Source organism: Streptomyces olivaceus (assembly GCF_000721235.1).
Lineage (GTDB): Bacteria > Actinomycetota > Actinomycetes > Streptomycetales > Streptomycetaceae > Streptomyces > Streptomyces olivaceus.
Genome location: NZ_JOFH01000027.1, coordinates 1 through 21,290, shown reverse-complemented (window position 1 = coordinate 21,290; position 21,290 = coordinate 1). Strand labels below are relative to the sequence as shown.

The window sequence follows — 21,290 nt, the reverse complement described above, 5'->3', positions numbered from 1 at the left end:
ACGGCAGAACTCACGGAATCACGGCCGTCGAGCGACGAAATAGAAGGCGTGCTGCTACAAGCGCGGAAACTCGTCGAAATCGCCGTCGACCGCCACCGCAGCGTCGAGCGGCTGGTCGCCTCGCTCGAGCCGGACGAGAATTCGGTTGGGGTCGCCACCGAGCAGATGATCGCCACCGCCCGCCACCACCTAGCCGTCGTCCTCACCGGGGAGGGCGAGGACGAGACCCACCAACTGATCGACCAGCTGGGCCGGGCGACCGCACGCGGAGTCGGCGTCAAGCTGCTCGGCCGGGTGGGCCTGCTGCGCGACCGCCGCTTCCTCGAACACCTCGACAAGTACGCACCCGGGGTCGAAATCCGCCTGGCCAAGGCCCCGTTGCAGGAGATGGTGCTCGCTGACAGCGTTGTCGGCGCCGTGTGGATCCGCAACGGAGTCGCCGTCCGTGAGGCGGTGGTCGTCCGGGCCCCGGCCGTCCTGCGCACCCTGCACACCCTGTTCGCCGTCTCCTGGTCCGGCAGCGCCGCCCTCGCGGACCACCGGCGTCTGAGTGACCGCTCACGCAGCGCGCTCGGCCGGCGCATCCTCCAGGCGCTCAGCTCGGGACGGACCGACGAGGCCGCCGCCCGTGAACTGGGCGTATCGGTGCGCACGTACCGGCGTAATGTCGCGGAAATCACCCGTGAACTGGGGGCGACCTCACGATTTCAGGCGGGTGCACGCGCGGTGGAGCTCGGCCTCCTTTCGCCCTCGGGTGACCTCCTGCCCGCGGCTACCAGCCAGTTGGCGGGGTAAGAACTTGTCAGGCTGAGCTTTGACAATGCGGAAAACCTCAGGTCGCTGGCAGCTTGTTGTAGCTCTCCTTGTGGCGCGGACGGTCGGGATTGCAGGATCTCTCTGCCTCCCCAAAGGCGTCTCGGCCGCTATCTGCGAGGACCGGCATCGATGAGTGACGTGATGATCGAAGCAATGGAGCTGGGCAGGACGTTCGGTGCCACCCCGGCACTCGACGGCGTCAGCTTCCAGATGAAAAAGGGGCGTGTACTCTGTCTGCTCGGTCATAACGGAGCGGGAAAAAGCACGCTGGTGAGTATTCTCGCCACTCTGCTGCCGCCCACAAAAGGCACAGCCCGGGTATCCGGATTCGACGTGGTGCGCGAGGCCCGGGACGTACGCCGCCGCATCGGCCTGACCGGCCAGTTCGCGGCGGTGGACGAGAGTCTCACCGGACGCGCCAACCTGCTGCTGGTGGCCCGGCTCCTCGGTGCCGGCAAGCGGGAGGCCGCGGCACGGGCCGAGCAGTTGCTGGACATGTTCGCGCTGACCGAGGCGGCCGACCGGGCCGCGGGCACGTACTCGGGAGGCATGCGCCGGCGCCTCGACCTGGCCAGCAGCTTCGTCGGCCACCCCCAGGTGCTCTTCCTGGACGAACCGACCACCGGGCTCGACCCCGTCAGCCGCAACGCCCTGTGGGACCTGGTCCGCGAGGTGGTGGGCACCGGCACCACCGTGCTGCTGACCACCCAGTACCTGGAGGAGGCCGAACAGCTGGCGGACCGCGTCATGGTGCTGTCTCGCGGCCGGTGCGTTGCGGACGGCTCGGTCGCCCAGCTCAAGGAGCGTCTGGGCGGCAGCACCGTCCGGGCCACCCTCGCCGATCCCGGACGCTTGCCGACCGCGCTGAGTGCCCTGCGCGCGGCGGGCCTGGACGCCGGTCCGGGCGAGCCCGCGGGCACGGTCACCGCCCCCGTGGAGGAATCCATCGGACTGGCCGCCGCAGTCCGGGCCTTCGACACCGCGGGAGTGAGGATCACCGGCATCTCGCTGTCCGAACCGACGCTGGACCAGGTCTACCTGGCCCTCGCCAAAGAGCGCGCCGACACTCAGGTCCCTTCCTGAAGTCCGGCGCCTCCCCACCTCGAACCCGAGCCACGCCCGTGAATCTGTGGACCATCAGCAGGCTGACCGACGTCCGTCCGCACCCCGCCACCCCGCCGAGTACCCCTAGGGCCACCGCGCCGTGGAGCGCGCGGGTACGGGGGTGGATCCGCGGACGGCGCGGCGCCCGAAGCGACTTCACTCCCCATGATCATCGACGGCCTCGACCCCCCAGGAGCCCTTCATGACGGCGACCACGCCGACGTACCACTCGATCACCGAGGCGACGATGATGCCGCGTCTCGTGCGGCTCGGCCCCAACCTGTACGGCGCGGTCTTCTCCCTCATGAAGCTGCTTCCCGCGCGCTACATCCTCAAGCGCGCGCATTCCCGGGGCGACCTGGACGCCGGCACGGTGATCGTGGAGACCACGTCCGGGACGTTCGGCCTCGCGCTGGCGATGCAGTCCGCCCTCATGGAGCGGGAGCTGATCCTCGTCAGCGACCCGGCGATCGACGCCAACCTGTACCGGCGACTGACCGATCTCGGCGCCACCATCGAGATCTGCCAGGAGCCCGCCAGGGTCGGCGGCTACCAGGAGGCACGGCTGCGCAGACTCGCCGAGATCCGCGCGGAACTCCCCTCCGCCTTCTGCCCCGAGCAGTACAGCAACCCCGACAACCCTCGCTCCTACGGGGTGGTCGCCGAGCAGATCGCGCGCTCCCTCGGCACGGTCGACTGCCTGGTCGGGCCGGTCGGTTCGGGAGGATCGATGTGCGGCACCACCGCCGGGCTGCGCGAACTGACCCCGCACACACAGGCCATCGGCGTGGACAGCCACCGCAGCGTGCTCTTCGGCCAGCCCGACGGCCCCCGCTCCCTGCGCGGCCTCGGCAACAGCCTGTGGCCCGCCAACCTCGACCACTCCACCTTCGACGAGGTGCACTGGTGCTCGGCACCGGAGGCGTACGCCTTCACCAGGCGACTGCACGCCACCCACGCGCTGTTCCAGGGGCCGACCAGCGGTGCCGCCTACCTGGCCGCCAAGTGGTGGGCCGACCGCAACCCCGACGGACTGTGCGTCGTGATGCTCCCCGACGAGGGATACCGCTACCAGGCGACGGTGTACAACGACGCCTGGCTGGCCGAGAACGACCACCTGCTGCCCGATCCCGTCGCGGAGCCGGCCCTGGTCGACTCGCCGGCCGACGCCGGCGACGGCTGGACCAGGATGCTCTGGGGCCGTCGCACGTACGAGGACGTGAACGGCACCGTGCCGCGCTCCGGCGGGTCCCTGCCCGACCCGGTGCTTTCATGAGCGGCACGGGTCGGCTCACCCGCACGCTCGGAGCCCGCACCGCCCGCGTCGTCTACGGCGAACCGGGCCCGGACGACATCCGCCGGGAACTGGGCCACACCTCGGTCATCGACCTCGCGCACGTGGTGATGCTCACCGAGTGCGGGCTGCTGCCCCGGGACGCGGCCGCCGCTCTGCTGCGAGCCGTGACCGCACTGCGCGCCGACGGCTTCCGGGAGCTGTACGACCGCCCGGCGCCGCGCGGCCTGTACCTGATGTACGAGAGCCACCTCATCGAGCGGCTCGGGGCGGACGTCGGGGGCAAGCTGCACACGGGCCGTTCCCGCAACGACATAAAGGCCACTATCACCGCGATGCGGCTGCGCGACGACCTGGCGGACCTGCTCGGCGAACTGCTGCGCCTGCAGGCCGTGCTGCTGGCCCGCGCCCGCGCCCACCGCGACGTCGTCATGCCGGTCTACACGCACTTCCAGCCGGCGATGCCCGTCACGTACGGCTACTACCTCGCGGGGATCGCCACCGCGCTGGACCGGGACATCGCCGCGCTGCGGCACGTGGTCGCGGAGCGGAGCAACTGCCCGCTCGGCGCCGGTGCCGTGTCCGGCACCGACCTGCCCATCGACCCGGCCCGCACGGCGGAACTGCTCGGTTTCGACGGGCCGCCCCTGCACGCCATGGACGCGGTGGCCTCCCGGAACACGTTGCTGCGCGCCCTCGCGGCGGCCGCCGGGGCGGGCCTCACCCTGAGCCGCCTCGCCACCGATCTCCAGCTGTGGAGCACCCAGGAGTTCGGCTTCGTGGAGTTTCCCGAGCGGCTCGTGGGCGGTAGTTCCGCCATGCCCCAGAAGCGCAACGCCTTCCTGCTCGAGCACGTGAAGGCCAAGGCGGCGGCCGCCGTCGGAGCGTGGACCGCATCGGCCGCCGCCATGAAGTCCACGCCGTTCACCAACTCCATCGAGGTGGGCACCGAGGCGGTCGGCGGGGCCTGGTCGGCGCTGGCCACCGTGCGCGACAGCGTGCTCCTGGCCCAGGTGCTCGTGAGCGGCGCCCGGCCGGACGGACGGCGGATGGAGCAGCGGGCCCGGGAGGGCTTCGTGACCGCCACGGTGATCGCCAACCGCCTCGTGCGCCAGGGCGTTCCCTTCCGCACCGCACACCACGTGGTGGGAGCCGCGGTGCGGGAGGCGGTCGACGCCGGTGAGTCGGAACTGACGAAGATCACGCTGCCGGAGGGACTGCGGGCCGACGTGAGCGCGGACGTCCCGGCACTTCCCGAGCTCGTCGCCGAGCACGACCGGGGCGGCGGCCCGGGTGCGTGCGAGAGCGTCGTCCACGAACTCCGGGAGCGCTGCGCGGAGCACACCGCGGTCCTCACCCGGTACCGTGCGCGGCTGTCGCGGGCCGAACGCGCCCTCGACACGGCGGTCGCGGCCGTGACCGGTACAACGGACGAGGGAGCAGAGCGATGAACGGTACGGCGGTCCGATGGTTCGCCTTCCTGGAGAGCAACACCACCGGCACGGGGCGGGAGTTCTGCGCCCGCGCACGTGCTCGGGGTCTGCGGCCCGTGCTGCTGACCCGGGACGCGGCCCGGTACCCGTACGTCACCGAGGACGCCGTCGACACCCTGGAGCTGGACACCTCGGACCTGGACGCCGTGGTGTCGGCCTGCCGGGGCCTCGCGGAGGGCGCCGGACTGGCCGGGATCACCTCCAGCTCCGAGTACTTCGTGGCGGACGCCGCCCGCGCGGCGGCCCGCCTCGGACTGCCGGCGGCCGACGGCGACGCGATCGCCCGCTGCCGGTCCAAGGACCTCCAGCGGGCGGCGCTCGCCGCCCACGGGGTCCCGGTGCCCGCCTGGACGGCGGTCTCCGACGTGGCCGCCGCGGTGCGGGCGGCCGACGCCGTCGGGCATCCGGTGGTGCTCAAGCCGGTGAGCGGCTCGGGGTCCAGCGGCGTACGGCTGTGCCGTGACCGGGCCGAGACCGAGGAATGGGCTCGCGTGCTGTTCGAGCGGGCGACGGACGAACGGGGCAACGCGGTGCCGGCCCGCGTCCTGGTGGAGGCGGCCGTCGACGGGCCGGAGTTCTCCGTGGAGACCTTCGACGGCGACGTCGTCACCGTCGTCGCCAAGCACACCGCCCCCGCACCGCACTTCGTGGAGACGGGCCACGACATCCCGGCCCCCCTGGACGCCGGGGCGAGTGCCGAACTCGGCGACACGGCGCTGGCGGCCCTCAAGGCCCTCGGGCTCGGCTGGGGCGCCGCCCACACCGAGATCCGCCGGTCCGCCGACGGCCCCGTCGTCATCGAGGTCAACCCCAGGCTCGCCGGCGGCATGATTCCCGTCGCCGTGCGGGCCGCGACCGGCACGGACCTGGTGGACGCCGTGATCGCGCGCGCCGCGGGCCTGGACACGCCGCCCGGAGTGTCGGTCCCGGAGGCCGGGGCCGGCCACGCCGCCGTGCGGTTCGTGATCGCGGCCGGTGAAGGACGGGTCAAGGCCGTGACCGGGATCCGGGAGGCCGGGGCGGCACCGGGTGTGGTGGTGGCCGTGCCCACCGCTGTCGTCGGCCGCCAGGTGCGCATCACGCACTCGTTCCAGGACCGCCTGGGCTGTGTGGTCGCCACCGGCTCCGGCACCGCGCAGGCGGCGACCCGTGCGGAGCAGGCCGCAGGACTGATCGGGATCGAACTGGAGGAACCGGCGACGCCGGAGAAAGGGAACGGGGGCCGATGAGCGGGCACCGCACTCAGCAGACGTACACCAGAATCCCCAGATGGACCATGCCGGGGAGCGACGAGCAGGGGGCGGCGGAGCACCGGGAGGCGCTGCCCGCGCCACTCACCCGGGCGCTTCAGGAGCGCGCCGCCGACACCGGTGCGGGACTGCCGGCGGTGCTGCTCGCCGCGCACGCCCGGGTCCTGGCGACGGTGGTGGCCGAACCCGATCTGCTCATCGGCCTGGTTCCGGCGGCCGGCCGGGCCGAGTCGCCGCTGAGCCTGACCGTCACGGACTCCTCCTGGGCCGACCTCGTCACGCTCGCGAGCACGGCGCCGGCCGCGGCACCCCGCGCGGAGGGCCGTCCCGAGGTGGTGTTCGACCTGTCGGGCCTCTCACCGACGGCCACCGCGCCCGCCGACCGCGCGGACACGGGCGAGGCGGGCGACACGGCCGTCGGCCTCGGCGAGGGTGTCGTGCTGAGGGCGGCCGTCGTCGCCGGCTCCGGCGGGCTGTCACTGCGCCTGGTGTACGACCGGGCACATCTCGACGAGAGTTACGCCCGCCGGCTGGCGGGCTACCACCTGCGGGCGCTGGAACTCCTCGCGACGGACACCTCCGCGCCCCATCACGGCCGGAGCCTGTTGTCGGACGAGGAGGTCGACACCCACCTGTACGGCCTCGCCGGCCCACGCGTCGACCTGACCGACCGGACCTTCGTGGACCACTTCGAGGACCGGGTGCGCGAGGTTCCGGACGCGGTGGCCGCCGTGCACGGCCCGGTGCGCTGGACGTACCGCGAGCTCGACGGGCGGGCCAACCGGGTCGCCCACGCGCTGCTGGACGCCGGGGTGCGCACCGAGGACGTCGTCGCCGTGGTCATGGACCGCACCCTCGACTGGATCGCCGCGGCGCTCGGCGTGTTCAAGGCCGGCGGCGTCTACCTCCCGGTGCGCCCCGACTTCCCCGCCGACCGTGTGGCGGCCCAGTTCAGCCGCAGCGAGTGCGCGTTCGTGCTCACCGAGCCCGGCAGCGCCACTCTGGCTCAGAGGGCGGGTGAACTCACCGGCCGCGCGCCGGCCGTGCTGTCCGTGCCGGAGATCCAGGCATCCGGAGTTTCCGACGCGGCGCCCCGGGTGCCGATCGCTCCCGGCCAGGCCGCCTACATCTACTTCACCTCCGGCTCCACCGGCGCTCCCAAGGGCGCCATGTGCGAGCACGCGGGCATGCTCAACCACCTCCACATGAAGCTCGACGACATGGGGATGACGAACGGGACCGCCGAGGTCGTCACCCAGACCGCCTCGCAGTGCTTCGACATCTCCCTGTGGCAGTTCGCGGCTCCGCTGATGGTGGGCGGCAGCGTACGCGTCGTCGACACCGACGCCCTGCTCGACGTCGCCGGCTTCCTCAACGAGATCGTCACGGGCGGGGTCACCGTCGTCCAGATCGTCCCCTCCTACCTGGAGGTGCTCCTCACCCACCTGGAGCAGCACCCCCGGCCGCTCGGGGCGCTGCGCACGGTGTCCGTCACCGGGGAGGCCCTCAAGTACGAACTGGTCCAGCGGTGGTTCGCCCTGTACCCGGAGATCAAGTTGGTCAACGCCTACGGTGCCACCGAGGTGTCCGACGACACCATGCACGAGGTGCTCGACCGGGTGCCGGACCGCGACTTCGTGACCGTCGGCCGCTCGCTGCGCAACGTCAACACCTATGTGCTCGACCAGGATCTGTCGCTGGTGCCGCTCGGCTCGCCCGGGGAGATCGCGTTCTCCGGGGTCTGTGTCGGACGCGGTTACATCAACGACGAGGAGCGCACCCGCGAGGCGTTCGTGCCCGACCCGTTCCGCGACGGCACCCGGATGTACCGCACGGGTGACTTCGGGCGCTGGCTGCCCGAGGGGCGGATCGAGTACCTGGGCAGGCGGGACGAGCAGGTGAAGATCCGCGGCTTCCGGATCGAGATCGGCGAGATCGAGAACAAGCTGCTGGCCCTGGCGGGGGTCCGGGAGGCCGCGGTCGTCATCGACGGCACGGGCGACGGGCAGCGGAACCTGGTGGCCTTCTTCAGCGGCGGGGGCGGCGGTGCCGGCCCGGACGCCGAGCCCACCACCGAACGCGCCCGGGACTTCCTCGCGGGACTGCTGCCCGAGTACATGGTCCCGACGTACTTCCACCGGCTGGACCGGCTGCCGCTCACCGAGAACGGCAAGATCGACAAGAAGGCCCTGATCCGGCTGGCCGGCACCCTGGGCCACGGCGGCGCGGCCTACGCCGCCCCCAGCACGCCGGCCGAACAGCGGCTGGCCATGCTGTGGGCGCAGGTGCTGGGCGTGCCGTTGGAGCGCATCGGGCGGGACGACAACTTCTTCGAGCTGGGCGGGACCTCGCTGGCCGCCGTACGTCTCCTGGTGCAGCTGGACCGGGCGCTGTCCCTGAAGGACCTGGTCGCCCACCCCGTCCTGGCCGACCTCGGGCGGGCGCTCGACGAGCGAGTACGGGGCGGGGAACGGGCCGCGGCGGAGAACCTGCTGCAGCCGCTGGCCAACGCCACGGACCCCCATCACACCCTGGTCTGCTTCCCGTACGCCGGGGGCAACGCCGTCAACTTCCGTTCCCTGGCGGCCGAGCTGGAGCGGGACGGCATCGCCGTGCTCGGGGTCGAGCTGCCGGGCCACGACTTCGCGGGCGGCGACGACCCGATGGCCGACGTCCCGGAGATCGCCCGCCGGGTCCGGGACGAGATCGCCGCACGGGTCACCACGCCCGTACTGCTGTGGGGTCACTGCGCGGGCGCGGCCCCGGCGCTGGAGACGGCGCGGCTGCTCCAGGAGGCGGGCCGTCCGGCCGAGCGCGTCTTCGTGGGGGCGCTGCTGCTGGAGGACGTCGGGGCGCTGCGCGCGGAGATGGCGGAGGCGTCTCAGGCGGACAACAAGACCCTGCTGTCCCGGCTGCGCGCGGACAACGCGTACGTCGAGCTGGACGAGCTCAAGCCGGAACGCGCCGACGTCGTGGGCCGGGCCTACCGGCACGACGTCCTGACGGCCAACAGCCACCTGATCCGGATCCGTGAGGACGCCGGGAGTCACCGCATCGACGCCCCGGTCGACGTCGTCGTCGCCCACGACGACCCCTCGACGGCACGGTTCGCGGCGGACCACGGCGACTGGAAGGCCGTCTCCGACCGGGTGACCCTGCACGAACTGGGCCAGGGCGGCCACTACTTCATCGGCACACGAGCGGCGGACACCGCCGCACTGGTGCGGGCCTGCTGCCCGAAGCCGACGCACCGGGACTAGGAGGACCAGGGTGACGACGATCGACACGAGGACGCTGCCCGCCGACTACCGCCGGGTGGCCGCCACCGGGGTGAGTTCGGCCTTCGGCACGTTCGGCGAGCTCCTGCAGGGCGTTCTGCCGGAGGCGGACGGTGACTTCCTGGTCACCCTGCCCGTCGCCCGGTGGGCGGTGGCCCGTTTCGAGGTGGCACCGCACACGGACGTGCTGGAGGTGTGGCCGCCGCACAAGAAGAAGGCCCTGCGGCTCGCTTCGATGATCATGGAGGACTCGGGGCGGCCCGCGGGCGGTGTGCTGACCATCGACAGCACGCTGCCCGAGGGCAAGGGTCTGGCCAGTTCCTCGGCGGACCTGGTGGCGACCGCCCGCGCGGTCGCCAACGCCCTGGACGAGCCCATGCCGCCGCGCCGCATCGAGTCCTACCTCGCAAGGATCGAGCCGACCGACGGGGTGCTCTACCCGTCGGTGGTCGCCTTCCACCACCGCAGTGTGCGGCTGCGCGCCCGGCTCGGCTCCCTGCCGTCCATGGCGGTGGTCAGCGTCGACGAGGGCGGCGCGGTGGACACCGTCGACTTCAACAGCATCCCCAAGCCGTTCACGGCGGCGGACGAGCGGGAGTACGTCCGGCTCCTGGACCGGATCACCGGTGCCGTCGCCCGGCAGGACCTGGCCGAGGTCGGCGCGGTGGCGACCGCCAGTGCCCGGATGAACCAGGTGCTGCGGCACAAGTGGTCGCTGGAGCCGATGATCGCGATCTGCCGCGAGGTGGGCGGTCTGGGCGTGGTCGTCGGGCACAGCGGCACCACGCTGGGAATCCTGCTGGACACCTCCGCACCGCACTCCCACGGCCGGCTCACGGCCGCCGCCCAGGCCTGCCAGGAACTGGCCGGCAACGTGACGGTGTACCGCACCCTGAGCTTCCACTGACCCGGACACCCGGAAGGGGCCGCACCCGTGACGCCGGGTGCGGCCCCTTCCGGGTCGTTCGGCTACGGCTGGAACGGTTCGCCGAGGCCGACCACGATCTCCCGTTCGCCCCGGTGGGGTTCGCGGCTGTGCGCCGTGCGGACGTTGTCGACCACGAGGAGGTCGCCGCGGCGCCACGGCTCGCGGACGGTGTGCCTCTCGTACACGTCGTTGATCAGGTCGACGCTCGCCCGGTCCAGCGGAGTGCCGTCGCCGCAGAACGTGTTGAAGGGCAGCCCTTCGGGGCCGAACTCCGCCGTGAGGAACTCGCGGACCTCCGGAGCCATCGTCCACTCGTTGAGGAAGGCGATCTGGTTGAACCAGCACCGCTCACCCGTTTCCGGGTGTCTCACCACGGCCGGGCGGGTCTGTACGGTGTGCAGCGCGCCGTCGGCGTCCCAGCGCGCCTCGATGCCGTGCTCGGCGCAGTAGCGGTCCACCTCCGCGGGGTCGTCGGTGCCGAAGGCCTCCTGCCAGCCGATCCCCACGAAGGGGTTGTAGTGGCGGGTGAGCCGCCAGCCGTGCCGCTCGAAGCGGGCGACGAGGTCCTCCGGCAGGTCGCGCAGTACGGCGCGGCTGTCGGCGGTCGCGGTGATGCCGCCGTCGGCCGGCGGGGTGAGGCAGGCGAACGCCACCAGCCGGGGGGCCGAGGACGCGTAACTGAGCTCGTGATGCATGCACATGGGCTGGTCGGCGGGCCAGTGCGAGGAGGAGTAGACGCCCTGTCCGTAGGTGTCGCGGGGCGCGAACCCCTCGCGTTCGATCAGCGGGTCGCCGATGACGCGGCCGACGGCCGCGGCGGCCGCCGCCCGGCTGTCCAGGCGCAGTCCGCGTACCAGTACGGCGCCGTTGCGGGCGACCGCCGCTCTGATCTCCGGGCGGTGGGCGGTGAGCCACTCGACGGCGGCGCCGGTCGGCGCCTCGGTCGCGTCGAGGCGGACGAGCGGACCTGTTCCGGTTCCGGGCATGGGGCGATGCCTCTTTCGTCTCTCGGAGGGGGTGCGCCGTGCCGGTCTGCGGGCACGGCAGTACGGTTCAGGCGGGCGGGCGCAGGAACGCCCGTACCGCGGTGATCGATCCGACGGTCGCGACCAGGACACCGGCGCCCAGCGCGGACCACACCTGGCCGCCGAGCGGCTGGTCGAGGGCGAGTGCGCGGTTGGCCTCCATGGCGTACGACAGCGGGTTGACCGTCGCCAGTACCTGGAGCCAGTCCGGCAGCCGCTCCTTGGGGACGAAGGCGCTGGAGGCGAACATCAGCGGGAACGTGACGAGGTAGCCGGCGCTCTGCATGGCCTCGGGGTTGCGCAGCCACGCCCCGAGCGCGAGGAAGATCCAGGTCATCGCCCAGACGACCACGCAGGTCAAGAGGACCGCGGCCAGCAGCCCGAGCGGTCCGCCGGCCGGGTCGGCGTCCAGGAAGACCACCGCCACCACCACGAGGATGACCAACTGGGCGGCGGTGCGCAGCAGATCGGCGAAGCTGCGGGCGAACAGCAGCAGCGGGGCGTGGATCGGCAGGGTGCGCAGGCGGGCCACCGCTCCGTTGTCCATGTCGCGCACCAGGCCGATGCCCGAGGCGACGGCGGGACCGATGCCGGTGGTCACCAGCAGGGCCGGCAGCAGGAAGTCCAGGTAGGCCACACCGTCGGGCAGGTGCCCCCGGTCGACGATGGCGCCGAACACCTGGCTGAGCAGCAGCAGCATGAACACCGGCTGGAGCATGCTGAGGACGACGACCTTGACGTGGGTGAAGTTGGCCCTGACCGAGCGCCCGGTGAGGATCAGCAACTGCGCCGTCAGGCCGCTGCCCTGCCAGGTCGGCACCGGGGCGGCCGTGAGCCGTGCGGGGGGCGGCGAGGTGCTGGTCATGCGGTTCCTCCGGAGTCGTAGGCCCGTCGCACACGGGACAGTGCCGCGAGCAGATCGGCGGACGTGACCTTGCGCGCGGCGGACACGGCCGCCCCGCCGAGGGGCAGCGCGCCGGTGTCCCCCCAGCGGAGCCGTCCGTCGTGGTCGATGAAGCTCCTGGCCCGCCCGGCGTTGTCGGGGTGCAGGCAGTAGGGGATGTCGAGCAGGCCTCGCCGGAACGCGGTCAGCAGGGCGGTGCCCACGTCGTCGTGCAGGTCCAGCACGGCATGGACCAGGGTGCGGGCCTCGGCGTACACCTCGGAGTCCGCGGCGGGCGGACCGGGGGGCGGTGCGGTGGCGGTGGCCGCGGCGCGCGCGGCCGCCTCCAGTGCCTCCACGTTGTCGGCGACGGTCGGGATGCGGTGCGCCTCGGCGGCCGTCTTCACGATCAGCCGGGACGCCCCGGACGTCACCGCGAGCCGCGCGGCCGCCTCCAGGAGGTTCAGCCCGCCGCCGCGCGAGAGGGGGTACACGCCCATGTAGGCGTAGAGCACCACATGCCAGTCGACGGTCCCCAGCAGTTCCCCGGCGAGCCGTTGCAGGGCGGCGACCGCTTCCAGGTCCTGTTGCGGACTGGTCTGCTGGGCGTAGCTCAGGGACACGCTGCGCAGCCCGTGGCGGGCAAAGAAGAGGCCCTCCAGGACGCTCACCGCGACCAGCACGGCCGGCGGGCACAGCTGCCCGAGCATGCAGCCGCCGAAGCTCTCCAGGTGCGGCACCCTGCCGTCTCCGGTGTGCTCGGCGAGCATCTCGCAGGCCGTGCGCCAGCAGACGACCGCCTCGGCCAGCGGGGTGCGGCTGTAGGGCAGGCAGTACGAGACCGGCCCGCCCTCCGTGGCGTCCAGGCCGAGGCCGAGCAGCGCCGCGACGATGTGCTCGGGCCGCGGGGAACCGTGCCTGACCTGGACGGGGAACGAGGCGTCGTGGATGCCGTCGAGCACGCCCCGGGTGGTTTCGGGCGGGTGGGTGCAGATCGGGTAGCCGTTGAGCGTGACCCCCTCGGCCAGGGCCCGGCGAGCGGCATCGAGGTCACGTACCCGGGTGTAGCTGTCCAGAGTCAGCGTCCCCACCGTGACGGCGTCCGCCGCCCTGGTGCGGGCCAGCCCCTGGCGCATCCGTCCGGGGTCGCTGAAGCCCATGCGGGGCTGGACGACGAGCGTGCCGCGGGCCCGGGCTCCGGCCACGAACTCGCCGAAGGGGGCCTGCGTCACGACACCGCTCGGACGGGGGGCCGGGCCAGCATGTCGCGGAACGCGTGCACGTCTCCGTCGTCGAAGACCCGGTCGTAGCCCGCCGCGAGCAGCCGGCGCACCTGGCCGACGTTGCGCAGTCCGTCGGTCCCGAGCTTGCCGCCGATCACGATGGTGGTGCCGGCGAGTTCCGGGCGGGCGCGCAGGACCTGGACCAGCCGGAGGCCGTCCTGGTGGCCGTGGCCGTTGACGCTGCTGACGACGATCAGGTCCGGGCGGAGCTCGACGGCCGATCCCATGACCAGGTCGTCGGGTGCGCAGGGGCCGAGGTTGGTGACCTCGTGGCCCCATTCCTCCAACAGGAGCTGGAGGTAGACGAGATTCCAGGTGTGGGCGTCGGAAGAGGTGCCGGTGACCAGCACGGTAGGCATAGGAGTGCCAGGCATGGAATTCATTGGAATCCCGGAGTCGGGGAGTGCCGTAAGCCCCGGGCAGGAACACCCTGAAACGCGGCGCACTCAGCGGCTGAAAGGTTCTTTGGAATTGCTGTCGGCCTCGACTCTACTGGGGCGGGCGGGGTCGAAGCCGAGGATCGGCTGGCCGGTACTGGCCTCGTCGCCCTCGAACTGCCAGCCCTTACGGGGGTTTTGTCCCTGTTGCTGAAGGGACCACCGGCTGCGGGTGCAGTTTGCTGTCAGTCGCCTTCCCCGCCCCTGGGGCAGCCGGTAGAAAGTCACGGCAGTGCCGATTCGGCGCGCGGAAAACCCCGTTCGCAACCACGAAGGGCAGGCCACGGATATGGCGGGAATCGTCACCGCCCCCAGTGTTACCGCGATGCTGAGGAAGCATGCGGAAAACCGGCCGGAAAAAGAGGCGGCGGCTTTTGTGACGGATCCCCTCCGGGAGGACGGGACGCAGTGGCTGACCTATGCCGAACTGGACGGACGGGCCCGGAGTCTGGCCGTGCGCCTGCACCGGTCCTCGATCGGGCCCGGTGAGCGTGCCCTGCTGCTGTACCCCGCCGGACTCGACTTCCTGGTCGCCTTCTTCGGCTGCCTCTACGCCGGTGTCGTCGCGGTCCCCTCCTCGCTGCCCGGCCGCTACCGGCACGAGCGGCACCGGGTCCGGCGCATCGCGGACGACTCGGGCGCGGCGGCGATCCTGACCGACACCGGGACCCGCGCCGACGTCGAGACCTGGTGCGCCGAGGAAGGGCTCGGCGGTCTCCCCCTGCTGGCCACCGACGAGGCCGGACCCAATCCCGACGACTGGACAATGCCGGCCACCGGCCATTCCACCCTCGCCGTGCTCCAGTACACCTCGGGCTCCACCGGAGATCCCAAGGGCGTGATGATCAGCCACGGCAATCTGCTGCACAACGCCGAGAACATCGCGGACGCCCTGGGACTGGACGACACCACGCGCGGCGGCGGCTGGATCCCCCACTTCCACGACATGGGCCTGATGGGCCTGATGACGACGCCGCTGATGACCGGCTCCGCCACCGTGCTGATGAGCCCCAGCACCTTCCTCAAGCGGCCCCACCTGTGGCTGCACATGATCGACCGGCTCGACATCACCTTCTCGGCCGCGCCGGACTTCGCGTACGACGTGTGCAGCCGGCGCGTCACCGACACACAGGCCGAGGGCCTCGACCTCTCGCGGTGGCGGCACGCCGTCGACGGCTCGGAACCCGTCAGGTCCGCCGTCCTCGACCGCTTCCACCAGCGGTTCGCCGAGTACGGGCTGCGCCCCGAGACGCTCGCCCCCAGCTACGGCATGGCCGAGGCGACCCTCTTCGTCTCCGGTGCGATCGGCATCGCGCCGAGCAGCGTGCGCGTGGACGCCGGTTCCCTCGAACGCGACGAGTTCCGTCCCGCCGCCGGAGAGTCCGGCCGGGACGTGGTCAGCTGCGGGCCGCCGCTCGGCGCCGAGGTCCTGGTCGTCGACCCTGACACGCTGCGCACCCTGCCCGAGGGATCCGTCGGGGAGCTGTGGCTGCGCGGCCCCGTCGTGGGACACGGGTACTGGGGGCGTGAGGCCACCAACGAGGCCGAGTTCCGGGCCACCACCGCCGAGGGCGACAGCGGCTACCTGCGCACCGGAGACCTCGGAGCCCTGTACGAGGGCGACCTCTACATCACGGGCCGCATCAAGGACGTCCTCAACCTGCGCGGCCGCAACCTCTACCCGCAGGACATCGAGCACGAACTGCGGGTCCAGCAGCCGGAGCTGGGCAACCTGGTCGGGGCCTGTTTCGCCGTGCCCCGGACCGCCGGCGCCGGTGAGGACGACGTCCTGGTGGTCACGCACGAGGTCCGCGGCATCAAGGACGAGGAGCGGCTGAGGGAGCTCGCGGCGGACATGCGGCTCACCGTCGCCCGCGAGTTCGGTGCCACGGTCGGCGCCGTGCTGCTGCTGCGGCCCGGCGGTGTGCGCCGCACCACCAGCGGCAAGATCCAGCGTTCGGCGATGCGCGAGCTGTTCCGGGCCGGCGCACTGGAGCCGACGTACGCGGACTACCAGCCCACGCTGCAGCCGACGGCCGCGAGCCGCGAGCAGGCCCCGGCATGACGGTCACGCCGGCCGCGGCGGTGGCCGCCCCCGTCACGGAACTGACCCGCCTCCTCGGCGAACTGGCCGCACCCGACGGGCCCTTCTCCGGCGAGCGGCTCGCCGCCCTGGACGAACGGGAGGCGTTCCCCGCCGACGCCTGCCGCGCGCTCGACGACTTCGGCCTGCCGCGCTACTACGTGCCGGCCGAACACGGCGGCGCCCTCGACGACTTCGGCGTGGTGACCCGGCTGCTGCGGGCGGTCTCCCGAGTGGACCTGACGGTGGCGGCGGCCCACGGCAAGACGTACCTCGGGGCCGTCGCCACCTGGATCGCCGGCGATCCGCGGCGAGCGGCGCGCCTCGGCAGCCGGATCCGCGAGGGCGCGGTCGTCTCCTGCGCGCTGACCGAACGGCACCACGGCAGCGACCTGCTGGCCGGTGAGGTCACCGCGGAGCGGGTGGACGGGGGCGGCGGCTGGCGGCTCACCGGTGAGAAGTGGCTGATCAACAACATCACCCGCGCAGATCTGGTCACGGTGCTGGCCCGCACCAGCCCCGAGGGCGGCCCGCGCGGCTTCAGCCTGTTCCTCGTCGACAAGGAGCGGCTCGCTCCCGATGCCCTGTCCCCGCTGCCGAAGGTTCCCACGTACGGAATCCGCGGGGCGGACATCAGCGGTCTCGCCTTCCACGACGCGATGCTGCCGGACGACGCTCTCATCGGGGCGCCCGGCCAGGGGCTCGAGATCATCCTCAAGGCCCTGCACGTGACCCGCACGGGCTGCATGGGCATGTCCCTGGGCGCGGGAGACCACGCCCTGGAACTGGCCGCCCGGTTCGCCACCGAGGCCACCGACCGCGGCACACCGCTCGCGCAGGTCCCCCACGTACGCCGTGAGTTGGGCGAGGCCGTGGCCGGTCTGCTGCTCGCGGAGGCCGCCGGGGTGGTCGCCGCACGGTCCGTCCACGCGCTCACCGGCGAGATGAGCGTCGTGTCCGCCGTCGCCAAGGCGTTCGTACCCGCCCAGGTCGACGACCTCGTCGCCCGTCTCCTGCACACCCTCGGCCCCTACGGGCTCACGGACGCCGACCCGCACGGACGCTTCGCCAAACTGGAGCGCGACCACCGCATCATCGGCATCTTCGACGGCAGCAGCCTGGTCAACCGCAACGCCCTGATCGACCAGTTCGCCCGGCTCGCCCGCGCCTACCGCAAGGGCCGCCTGGACGAAGCCGGTCTGGCCGAGGCGACCGACGTCCACGCCCCGCTGCGTCCCTTCCGCCCCGAGGCCCTCAGCCTGCTCTCCGGGACCGGCGCTTCCGTCGTCGCCGCCCTGCCGTCGGCCGTGGACCGAGTCCATGACCTGGCGGCGTCCGGAGGCGCGAGCGGCGGGCTCGCCACCCTGGCGGAGGGGATCCGGCGGGCCACGGACGGGCTGCACGAGCGGATGGCGACCGTCCGCTACTCCCCGCGTGCCGTGCCCGGCCACGCCTTCGGGCTCGCCGAGCAGTACGAACTGTGCTTCGCCGCGGCGGCCGCGGTCCACCTGTGGCTGAGCCGGCCCGACCGCGTCGACGAGACCTGGCTGCGGGCCTGCCTGGTGAAGGCCCTGACCGACCTCGGCGAACCCGTCGAGGCGGCCGACCGCGACGTCTTCGACGCCCTCACGGACGTGCTGCTGTCCGCGCCCGGCACGGTCCCCTCGCTCCTCGACTCCCTGGAGGGTGCGGCCCGATGACCGCGGTCACCGTCTCCACCGATCTCGCCGACACCGTCGAACAGCATCTCGGCGACCCGTACGACACCGCCAACCCCCGCGGCTTCGCGGCGGTCCTGGCCGTGCACGAGACGGGCCGGCCGCAGACCGGGGACCTGCTCCCCGACGCCCTCACGGCGAGTGCGCACCCCGCCCCCGAGGCGTGGCTGCACGCGCTGCGTGCCCTGTACCGCCGCTCGCCCGGCCTCGGCAGCACCGTCCGCACGGGCCTCCCCGACAACGGGCCGCGGGCCGCGGCCCTGGCCGTCGGCGCCTGCGTCGGAGCCCTCGACTCGGCACTCCGCGTCACGGTCCGCCACCTGCGGGGCCGCCTGCTCTACGGGGCGCCCGCCATCGACATCCCCCAGCTGCGCGAGGTGCTCGCGGGAGTCCACGCCGACCTGCTGCTGTGCGACGTCCTGACCACGCTCGCGGTCCGCGGCGAGGACGCGCTGCCCGCTCGGGAGGGCGCCCACGAGCAGGCGGTCCTCGGGCTGGTCCCGCGCGTCCTCCAGGGTGCCCTGGACCGGCTGTCCGTCCTGATGGGGTCGCGCTTCTACGTCCGAGAGGGGGAAACCGGCATCTTCCAGCTGCTGCTGAACGGGGCCCAGCGGGAACTGTTCGCCCCGGCACACGGTCCCCGCCCCGCCCCCGGTCCCCTGCCGTTGACCGAGCTGGTCACCGCGCCCTGCGCCGCCGCCCTCCTCGACCCCGAGCTCGCGCGGGCAGCCCCCGGCCGGGTGCTCACCACACCGGCGCGGCGCTCACCCCAGCCCTCGGGCGACGTCCAGCAGCGCCTGTACGCGGACCTGATCCGCCGCTACGAGGGTGCCCGCACCTTCGACCTGGTCGAACGCCGGATTCCCGACCGCCCCTGATCCGCCCCCGCTTCCCAGAGAAGGACAGCTTCATGCCCGAGTCCGACCTCGAGACCCCCACCGCCGGCAGCCTCGCCCGCTGGCTCACCGACTGCGTGGCCACCCACCTGGAGCGCCCGGTCGACACGATCGACCCCAGGGTCCCGCTCTCCGACTACGGGCTCGACTCGCTGTACGCCCTGTCGGTCATCGCCGAGCTGGAAGACCACTTCGACATCTCCGTGGACCCGGCTCTCATGTGGGACAACCCCACGGTCGACGCGCTGAGCAAGGCCCTGGCCGACGAACTGGCCGTCAACGGCTGACGGTCACGGCCCTCCCTCCCCCGCAGTCCAGCACTTCCGCAGAATCGAGAGGACCGCACCGCCATGTCCGAAGCCCGTCTGCTCCGTCGACCCGTCTCCGCCGCGCAGTCCGGCATCTGGGTCGCCCAGCACCTGCACGCGGACAGCCCCCTCTACAACTGCGGTGGCTACTACGAGATCGCCGGGCCGGTGGACGCGGAGATCTTCGCCGAAGCGGTGCGGCGGGGCGTCCAGGAGACCGAGGCGCTGCGCTCGCGCTTCGCCCAGGAGGAACGGGACACGGACAGCGGCCCGGAAGTGACCCTCCACCAGCTCGTCGAGCCGGCCGAGCCGCACCCCCTGCGGTTCGTCGACCTGCGTGCTGCCTCCGACCCGGAGGCAGCCGCCCACCGGTGGATGAACGCGCGCATGGCCAGGCCCTTCGACCTGACTCGCGGCCCTGTCAGCGAACAGGCCCTCCTCACCCTCGCCGACGACCTGCACTGGTACTTCCACGGCTACCACCATGCCGTCCTCGACGGTTTCGGCCAGTCCGTGTACGCCACCCGCGTCGCGGCGCTCTACTCCGCCCTCCTCGCCGGGGAGGAACCCTCGCCCACCGGCTTCGCGACCCTGGACCGGGTCGTCGCCGACGAGGCGGCCTACGCCGGTTCACGACGGCACACCAGGGACCGCGCCCACTGGCGTGAGGTCTTCACCGACCTGCCCGAGCCGGTCTCCCTCGCCGGCCGCGCGTCCGGCAGCACACACAGCCTGCGCCGCCACGTCCGCACCCTGCCCACCCCGCTTGCCGAACGCCTCCCCGGGGCGGCCGCCCGCCTCGGGGTGCAGTGGCCCGCCCTGGCCCTGGCCGCCACCGCCGCCTTCTTCCACCGGATGACGGGCGGCACCGACTTCACGTTCTCGATCCCGCTGGCAGGACGCTCGGGGCGTACGTCGCTGACCACACCCAGCGCCATGGTCAACGTGCTGCCCCTGCGCGTGCGGCTCACCTCGGACATCCGCTTCACCGAACTGGCCGCACAGGTGTCCCGGTCCCTGGCCGACGTCGTCCGCCACCAGCGCTTCCGCGGCGAGGAGCTCATCCACGAGCTGGGCCTCTCCGGCGCCGGCCAGGCCCGCCTCGGCCCGACCGTCAACATCATGGCTTTCGCCGGCGAGCCTCTGTTCGGCACCACACCCGCCGTGACCCATCCGCTCTCGACCGGCCCCGTGAACGACCTGAAGATCAGTTTTTACGGCACGGCCGACTCGCGCACCGGCATCCGCGTCGAACTGGACGGCCATCACGAGCTGTACGGAGCGGACGAACTCGCCGCTCACTGCGACCGGTTGGTACGGGTCCTGGAGTGGGTGGCCGACAGCGACGACGAGTCCCGGGTGTCCGAGGTGGAGGTGCTGGAGGAGGCCGAGCGGGAGCAGATCCTGTCCGGCTGGCAGGGGGCCTCGCGCCCGGTGCGTGGAGCGTCCTTGCCCCAGCTCATCGCCGAGCAGGCGGAGCGGACACCGGACGCGGTGGCGGTGGAATGCCGTGACCGGGTCCTGACCTACGGCGAGCTGGACGCCTGGTCAGCCCGGACCGCCGGATGGCTGCACACACAAGGCGTGGGCCGAGGCACGTTCGTCGCGGTCAAACTGCCACGCTCCGTCGAACTGATCGTCGCCCTCCTCGCCGTCACCAAGACCGGCGCCGCCTACGTACCCGTCGACCCCGAATACCCCGCCGAACGCGTCGCGCACATCCTCTCCGATGCCTCGCCCGCCCTCGTCATCGACGACACGGCGATGCTGGAACTGGAAGCCGACGGGCCCTTCGACACGGTCCGTATCGATCCCCACGATCCCGTCTACGTCATCTACACCTCAGGATCCACCGGCCGACCCAAGGGCGTCGTCGTCGAACACGCCTCCGTCGGCGCCTACCTCGAGCGAGCCCGCGAGGTCTACCCCGACGCCTCCGGCACCGCCCTCCTGCACTCCTCCGTCGCCTTCGACCTCACCGTCACCGCCCTCTACACCCCCCTCGTCAGCGGCGGACGCGTCATCCTCACCGACCTCGACGAACACGCCGCCACCACCGGACAACCGACCTTCATGAAGGTCACCCCCTCCCACCTCGGCCTCCTCGAAGCCCTCCCGCAGGAGATCTCCCCCTCGGGAACCCTCATCACCGGTGGCGAGGCCCTGCTCGGCGAAGCACTCGCCTCCTGGCGCGCCGCGCACCCGGACGTCACCGTGATCAACGCCTACGGGCCGACCGAGGCGACCGTCAACTGCACCGACTTCCACATCCAGCCCGGCGAACCCGTTCCCTCCGGGCCGGTGCCCATCGGCCGCCCGTTCTGGAACACCCGCGCCTACGTCCTCGACCACCACCTGCGCCCCGTCCCGCCCGGCGTCACCGGCGAACTCTACGTCGCCGGCATCGTCCTCGCCCGCGGCTACCACAACCGCCCCGACCTCACCGCCGAACGCTTCACCGCCGACCCCTACGGCCCACCCGGCACCCGCATGT

The 21,290-nt window shown here is 72.4% G+C and carries 17 protein-coding genes; 12 read left to right on the top strand and 5 right to left on the bottom strand.

Annotated elements, in window-relative coordinates:
* Positions 1 to 48 precede the first annotated feature (48 nt).
* The 7 genes from IG94_RS0126735 to IG94_RS0126705 all read left to right on the top strand — a co-directional run bounded on the left by IG94_RS0126735 (position 49) and on the right by IG94_RS0126705 (position 10,142).
* The gene (locus IG94_RS0126735) at positions 49 to 795 is read left to right on the top strand and encodes a helix-turn-helix transcriptional regulator (RefSeq protein WP_051159532.1); all 747 of its coding nucleotides are present in this window, start codon (positions 49 to 51) and stop codon (positions 793 to 795) included.
* Between the two features lie 150 nt (positions 796 to 945).
* Complete coding sequence (locus tag IG94_RS0126730; RefSeq protein ID WP_043484621.1) at positions 946 to 1,899, top strand: daunorubicin resistance protein DrrA family ABC transporter ATP-binding protein; 954 nt, start codon at positions 946 to 948, stop codon at positions 1,897 to 1,899.
* A 223-nt stretch (positions 1,900 to 2,122) separates the two neighbouring features.
* On the top strand, positions 2,123 to 3,196 hold the full coding sequence (locus IG94_RS0126725; RefSeq protein ID WP_031042383.1) for a cysteine synthase family protein: 1,074 nt from the start codon (positions 2,123 to 2,125) through the stop codon (positions 3,194 to 3,196).
* Positions 3,193 to 4,665, top strand: coding sequence for an argininosuccinate lyase (argH, locus tag IG94_RS0126720; protein ID WP_052410863.1), 1,473 nt, complete (start codon positions 3,193 to 3,195; stop codon positions 4,663 to 4,665). The genes IG94_RS0126725 and argH overlap by 4 nt, the downstream gene beginning before the upstream one ends.
* The gene (locus IG94_RS0126715) at positions 4,662 to 5,936 is read left to right on the top strand and encodes an ATP-grasp domain-containing protein (protein WP_031042377.1); all 1,275 of its coding nucleotides are present in this window, start codon (positions 4,662 to 4,664) and stop codon (positions 5,934 to 5,936) included. Before argH ends, IG94_RS0126715 begins: the two co-directional genes overlap by 4 nt.
* Positions 5,933 to 9,217, top strand: coding sequence for a non-ribosomal peptide synthetase (locus IG94_RS0126710; protein WP_031042375.1), 3,285 nt, complete (start codon positions 5,933 to 5,935; stop codon positions 9,215 to 9,217). The genes IG94_RS0126715 and IG94_RS0126710 overlap by 4 nt, the downstream gene beginning before the upstream one ends.
* A 10-nt stretch (positions 9,218 to 9,227) precedes the next feature.
* Complete coding sequence (locus IG94_RS0126705) at positions 9,228 to 10,142, top strand: GHMP family kinase ATP-binding protein (RefSeq protein ID WP_224326085.1); 915 nt, start codon at positions 9,228 to 9,230, stop codon at positions 10,140 to 10,142.
* A 62-nt stretch (positions 10,143 to 10,204) separates the two neighbouring features.
* Here IG94_RS0126705 and IG94_RS0126700 read toward each other — a convergent pair whose 3' ends face one another.
* The 5 genes from IG94_RS0126700 to IG94_RS42945 form a co-directional block, all read right to left on the bottom strand.
* Positions 10,205 to 11,149, bottom strand: coding sequence for a TauD/TfdA family dioxygenase (locus tag IG94_RS0126700; RefSeq protein WP_052410862.1), 945 nt, complete (start codon positions 11,147 to 11,149; stop codon positions 10,205 to 10,207).
* Between the two features lie 67 nt (positions 11,150 to 11,216).
* Complete coding sequence (locus IG94_RS0126695; protein WP_031042366.1) at positions 11,217 to 12,053, bottom strand: ABC transporter permease; 837 nt, start codon at positions 12,051 to 12,053, stop codon at positions 11,217 to 11,219.
* Positions 12,050 to 13,303, bottom strand: a complete 1,254-nt coding sequence (locus IG94_RS0126690; protein WP_031042363.1) for a methylaspartate mutase — start codon at positions 13,301 to 13,303, stop codon at positions 12,050 to 12,052. Before IG94_RS0126690 ends, IG94_RS0126695 begins: the two co-directional genes overlap by 4 nt.
* On the bottom strand, positions 13,300 to 13,728 hold the full coding sequence (locus IG94_RS43690) for a cobalamin B12-binding domain-containing protein (protein ID WP_078892430.1): 429 nt from the start codon (positions 13,726 to 13,728) through the stop codon (positions 13,300 to 13,302). The genes IG94_RS0126690 and IG94_RS43690 overlap by 4 nt, the downstream gene beginning before the upstream one ends.
* 72 nt (positions 13,729 to 13,800) lie before the next feature.
* A complete protein-coding gene (locus tag IG94_RS42945; RefSeq protein WP_169752389.1) occupies positions 13,801 to 14,097 on the bottom strand; it encodes a hypothetical protein in 297 nt (98 codons plus the stop codon).
* Here IG94_RS42945 and IG94_RS0126680 point away from each other — a divergent pair.
* The 5 genes from IG94_RS0126680 to IG94_RS0126660 form a co-directional block, all read left to right on the top strand.
* Positions 14,081 to 15,856 (top strand): fatty acyl-AMP ligase, encoded by a 1,776-nt coding sequence (locus IG94_RS0126680; RefSeq protein ID WP_107060698.1) that lies wholly within the window; start codon positions 14,081 to 14,083, stop codon positions 15,854 to 15,856. The two genes, IG94_RS42945 and IG94_RS0126680, sit on opposite strands and share 17 nt — an antisense overlap.
* Entirely contained in the window at positions 15,853 to 17,574 is a 1,722-nt protein-coding gene (locus IG94_RS0126675; protein WP_052410861.1) for an acyl-CoA dehydrogenase family protein, read from the top strand. Before IG94_RS0126680 ends, IG94_RS0126675 begins: the two co-directional genes overlap by 4 nt.
* On the top strand, positions 17,571 to 18,470 hold the full coding sequence (locus IG94_RS0126670) for a hypothetical protein (RefSeq protein WP_031042351.1): 900 nt from the start codon (positions 17,571 to 17,573) through the stop codon (positions 18,468 to 18,470). Before IG94_RS0126675 ends, IG94_RS0126670 begins: the two co-directional genes overlap by 4 nt.
* A gap of 32 nt (positions 18,471 to 18,502) precedes the next feature.
* Entirely contained in the window at positions 18,503 to 18,775 is a 273-nt protein-coding gene (locus tag IG94_RS0126665) for an acyl carrier protein (RefSeq protein ID WP_031042348.1), read from the top strand.
* Positions 18,776 to 18,838: 63 nt separating this feature from the next.
* Positions 18,839 to 21,290, top strand: a 2,452-nt coding sequence (locus IG94_RS0126660; RefSeq protein WP_043484617.1) for an AMP-binding protein, incomplete at its 3' end; no start/stop codon positions are given.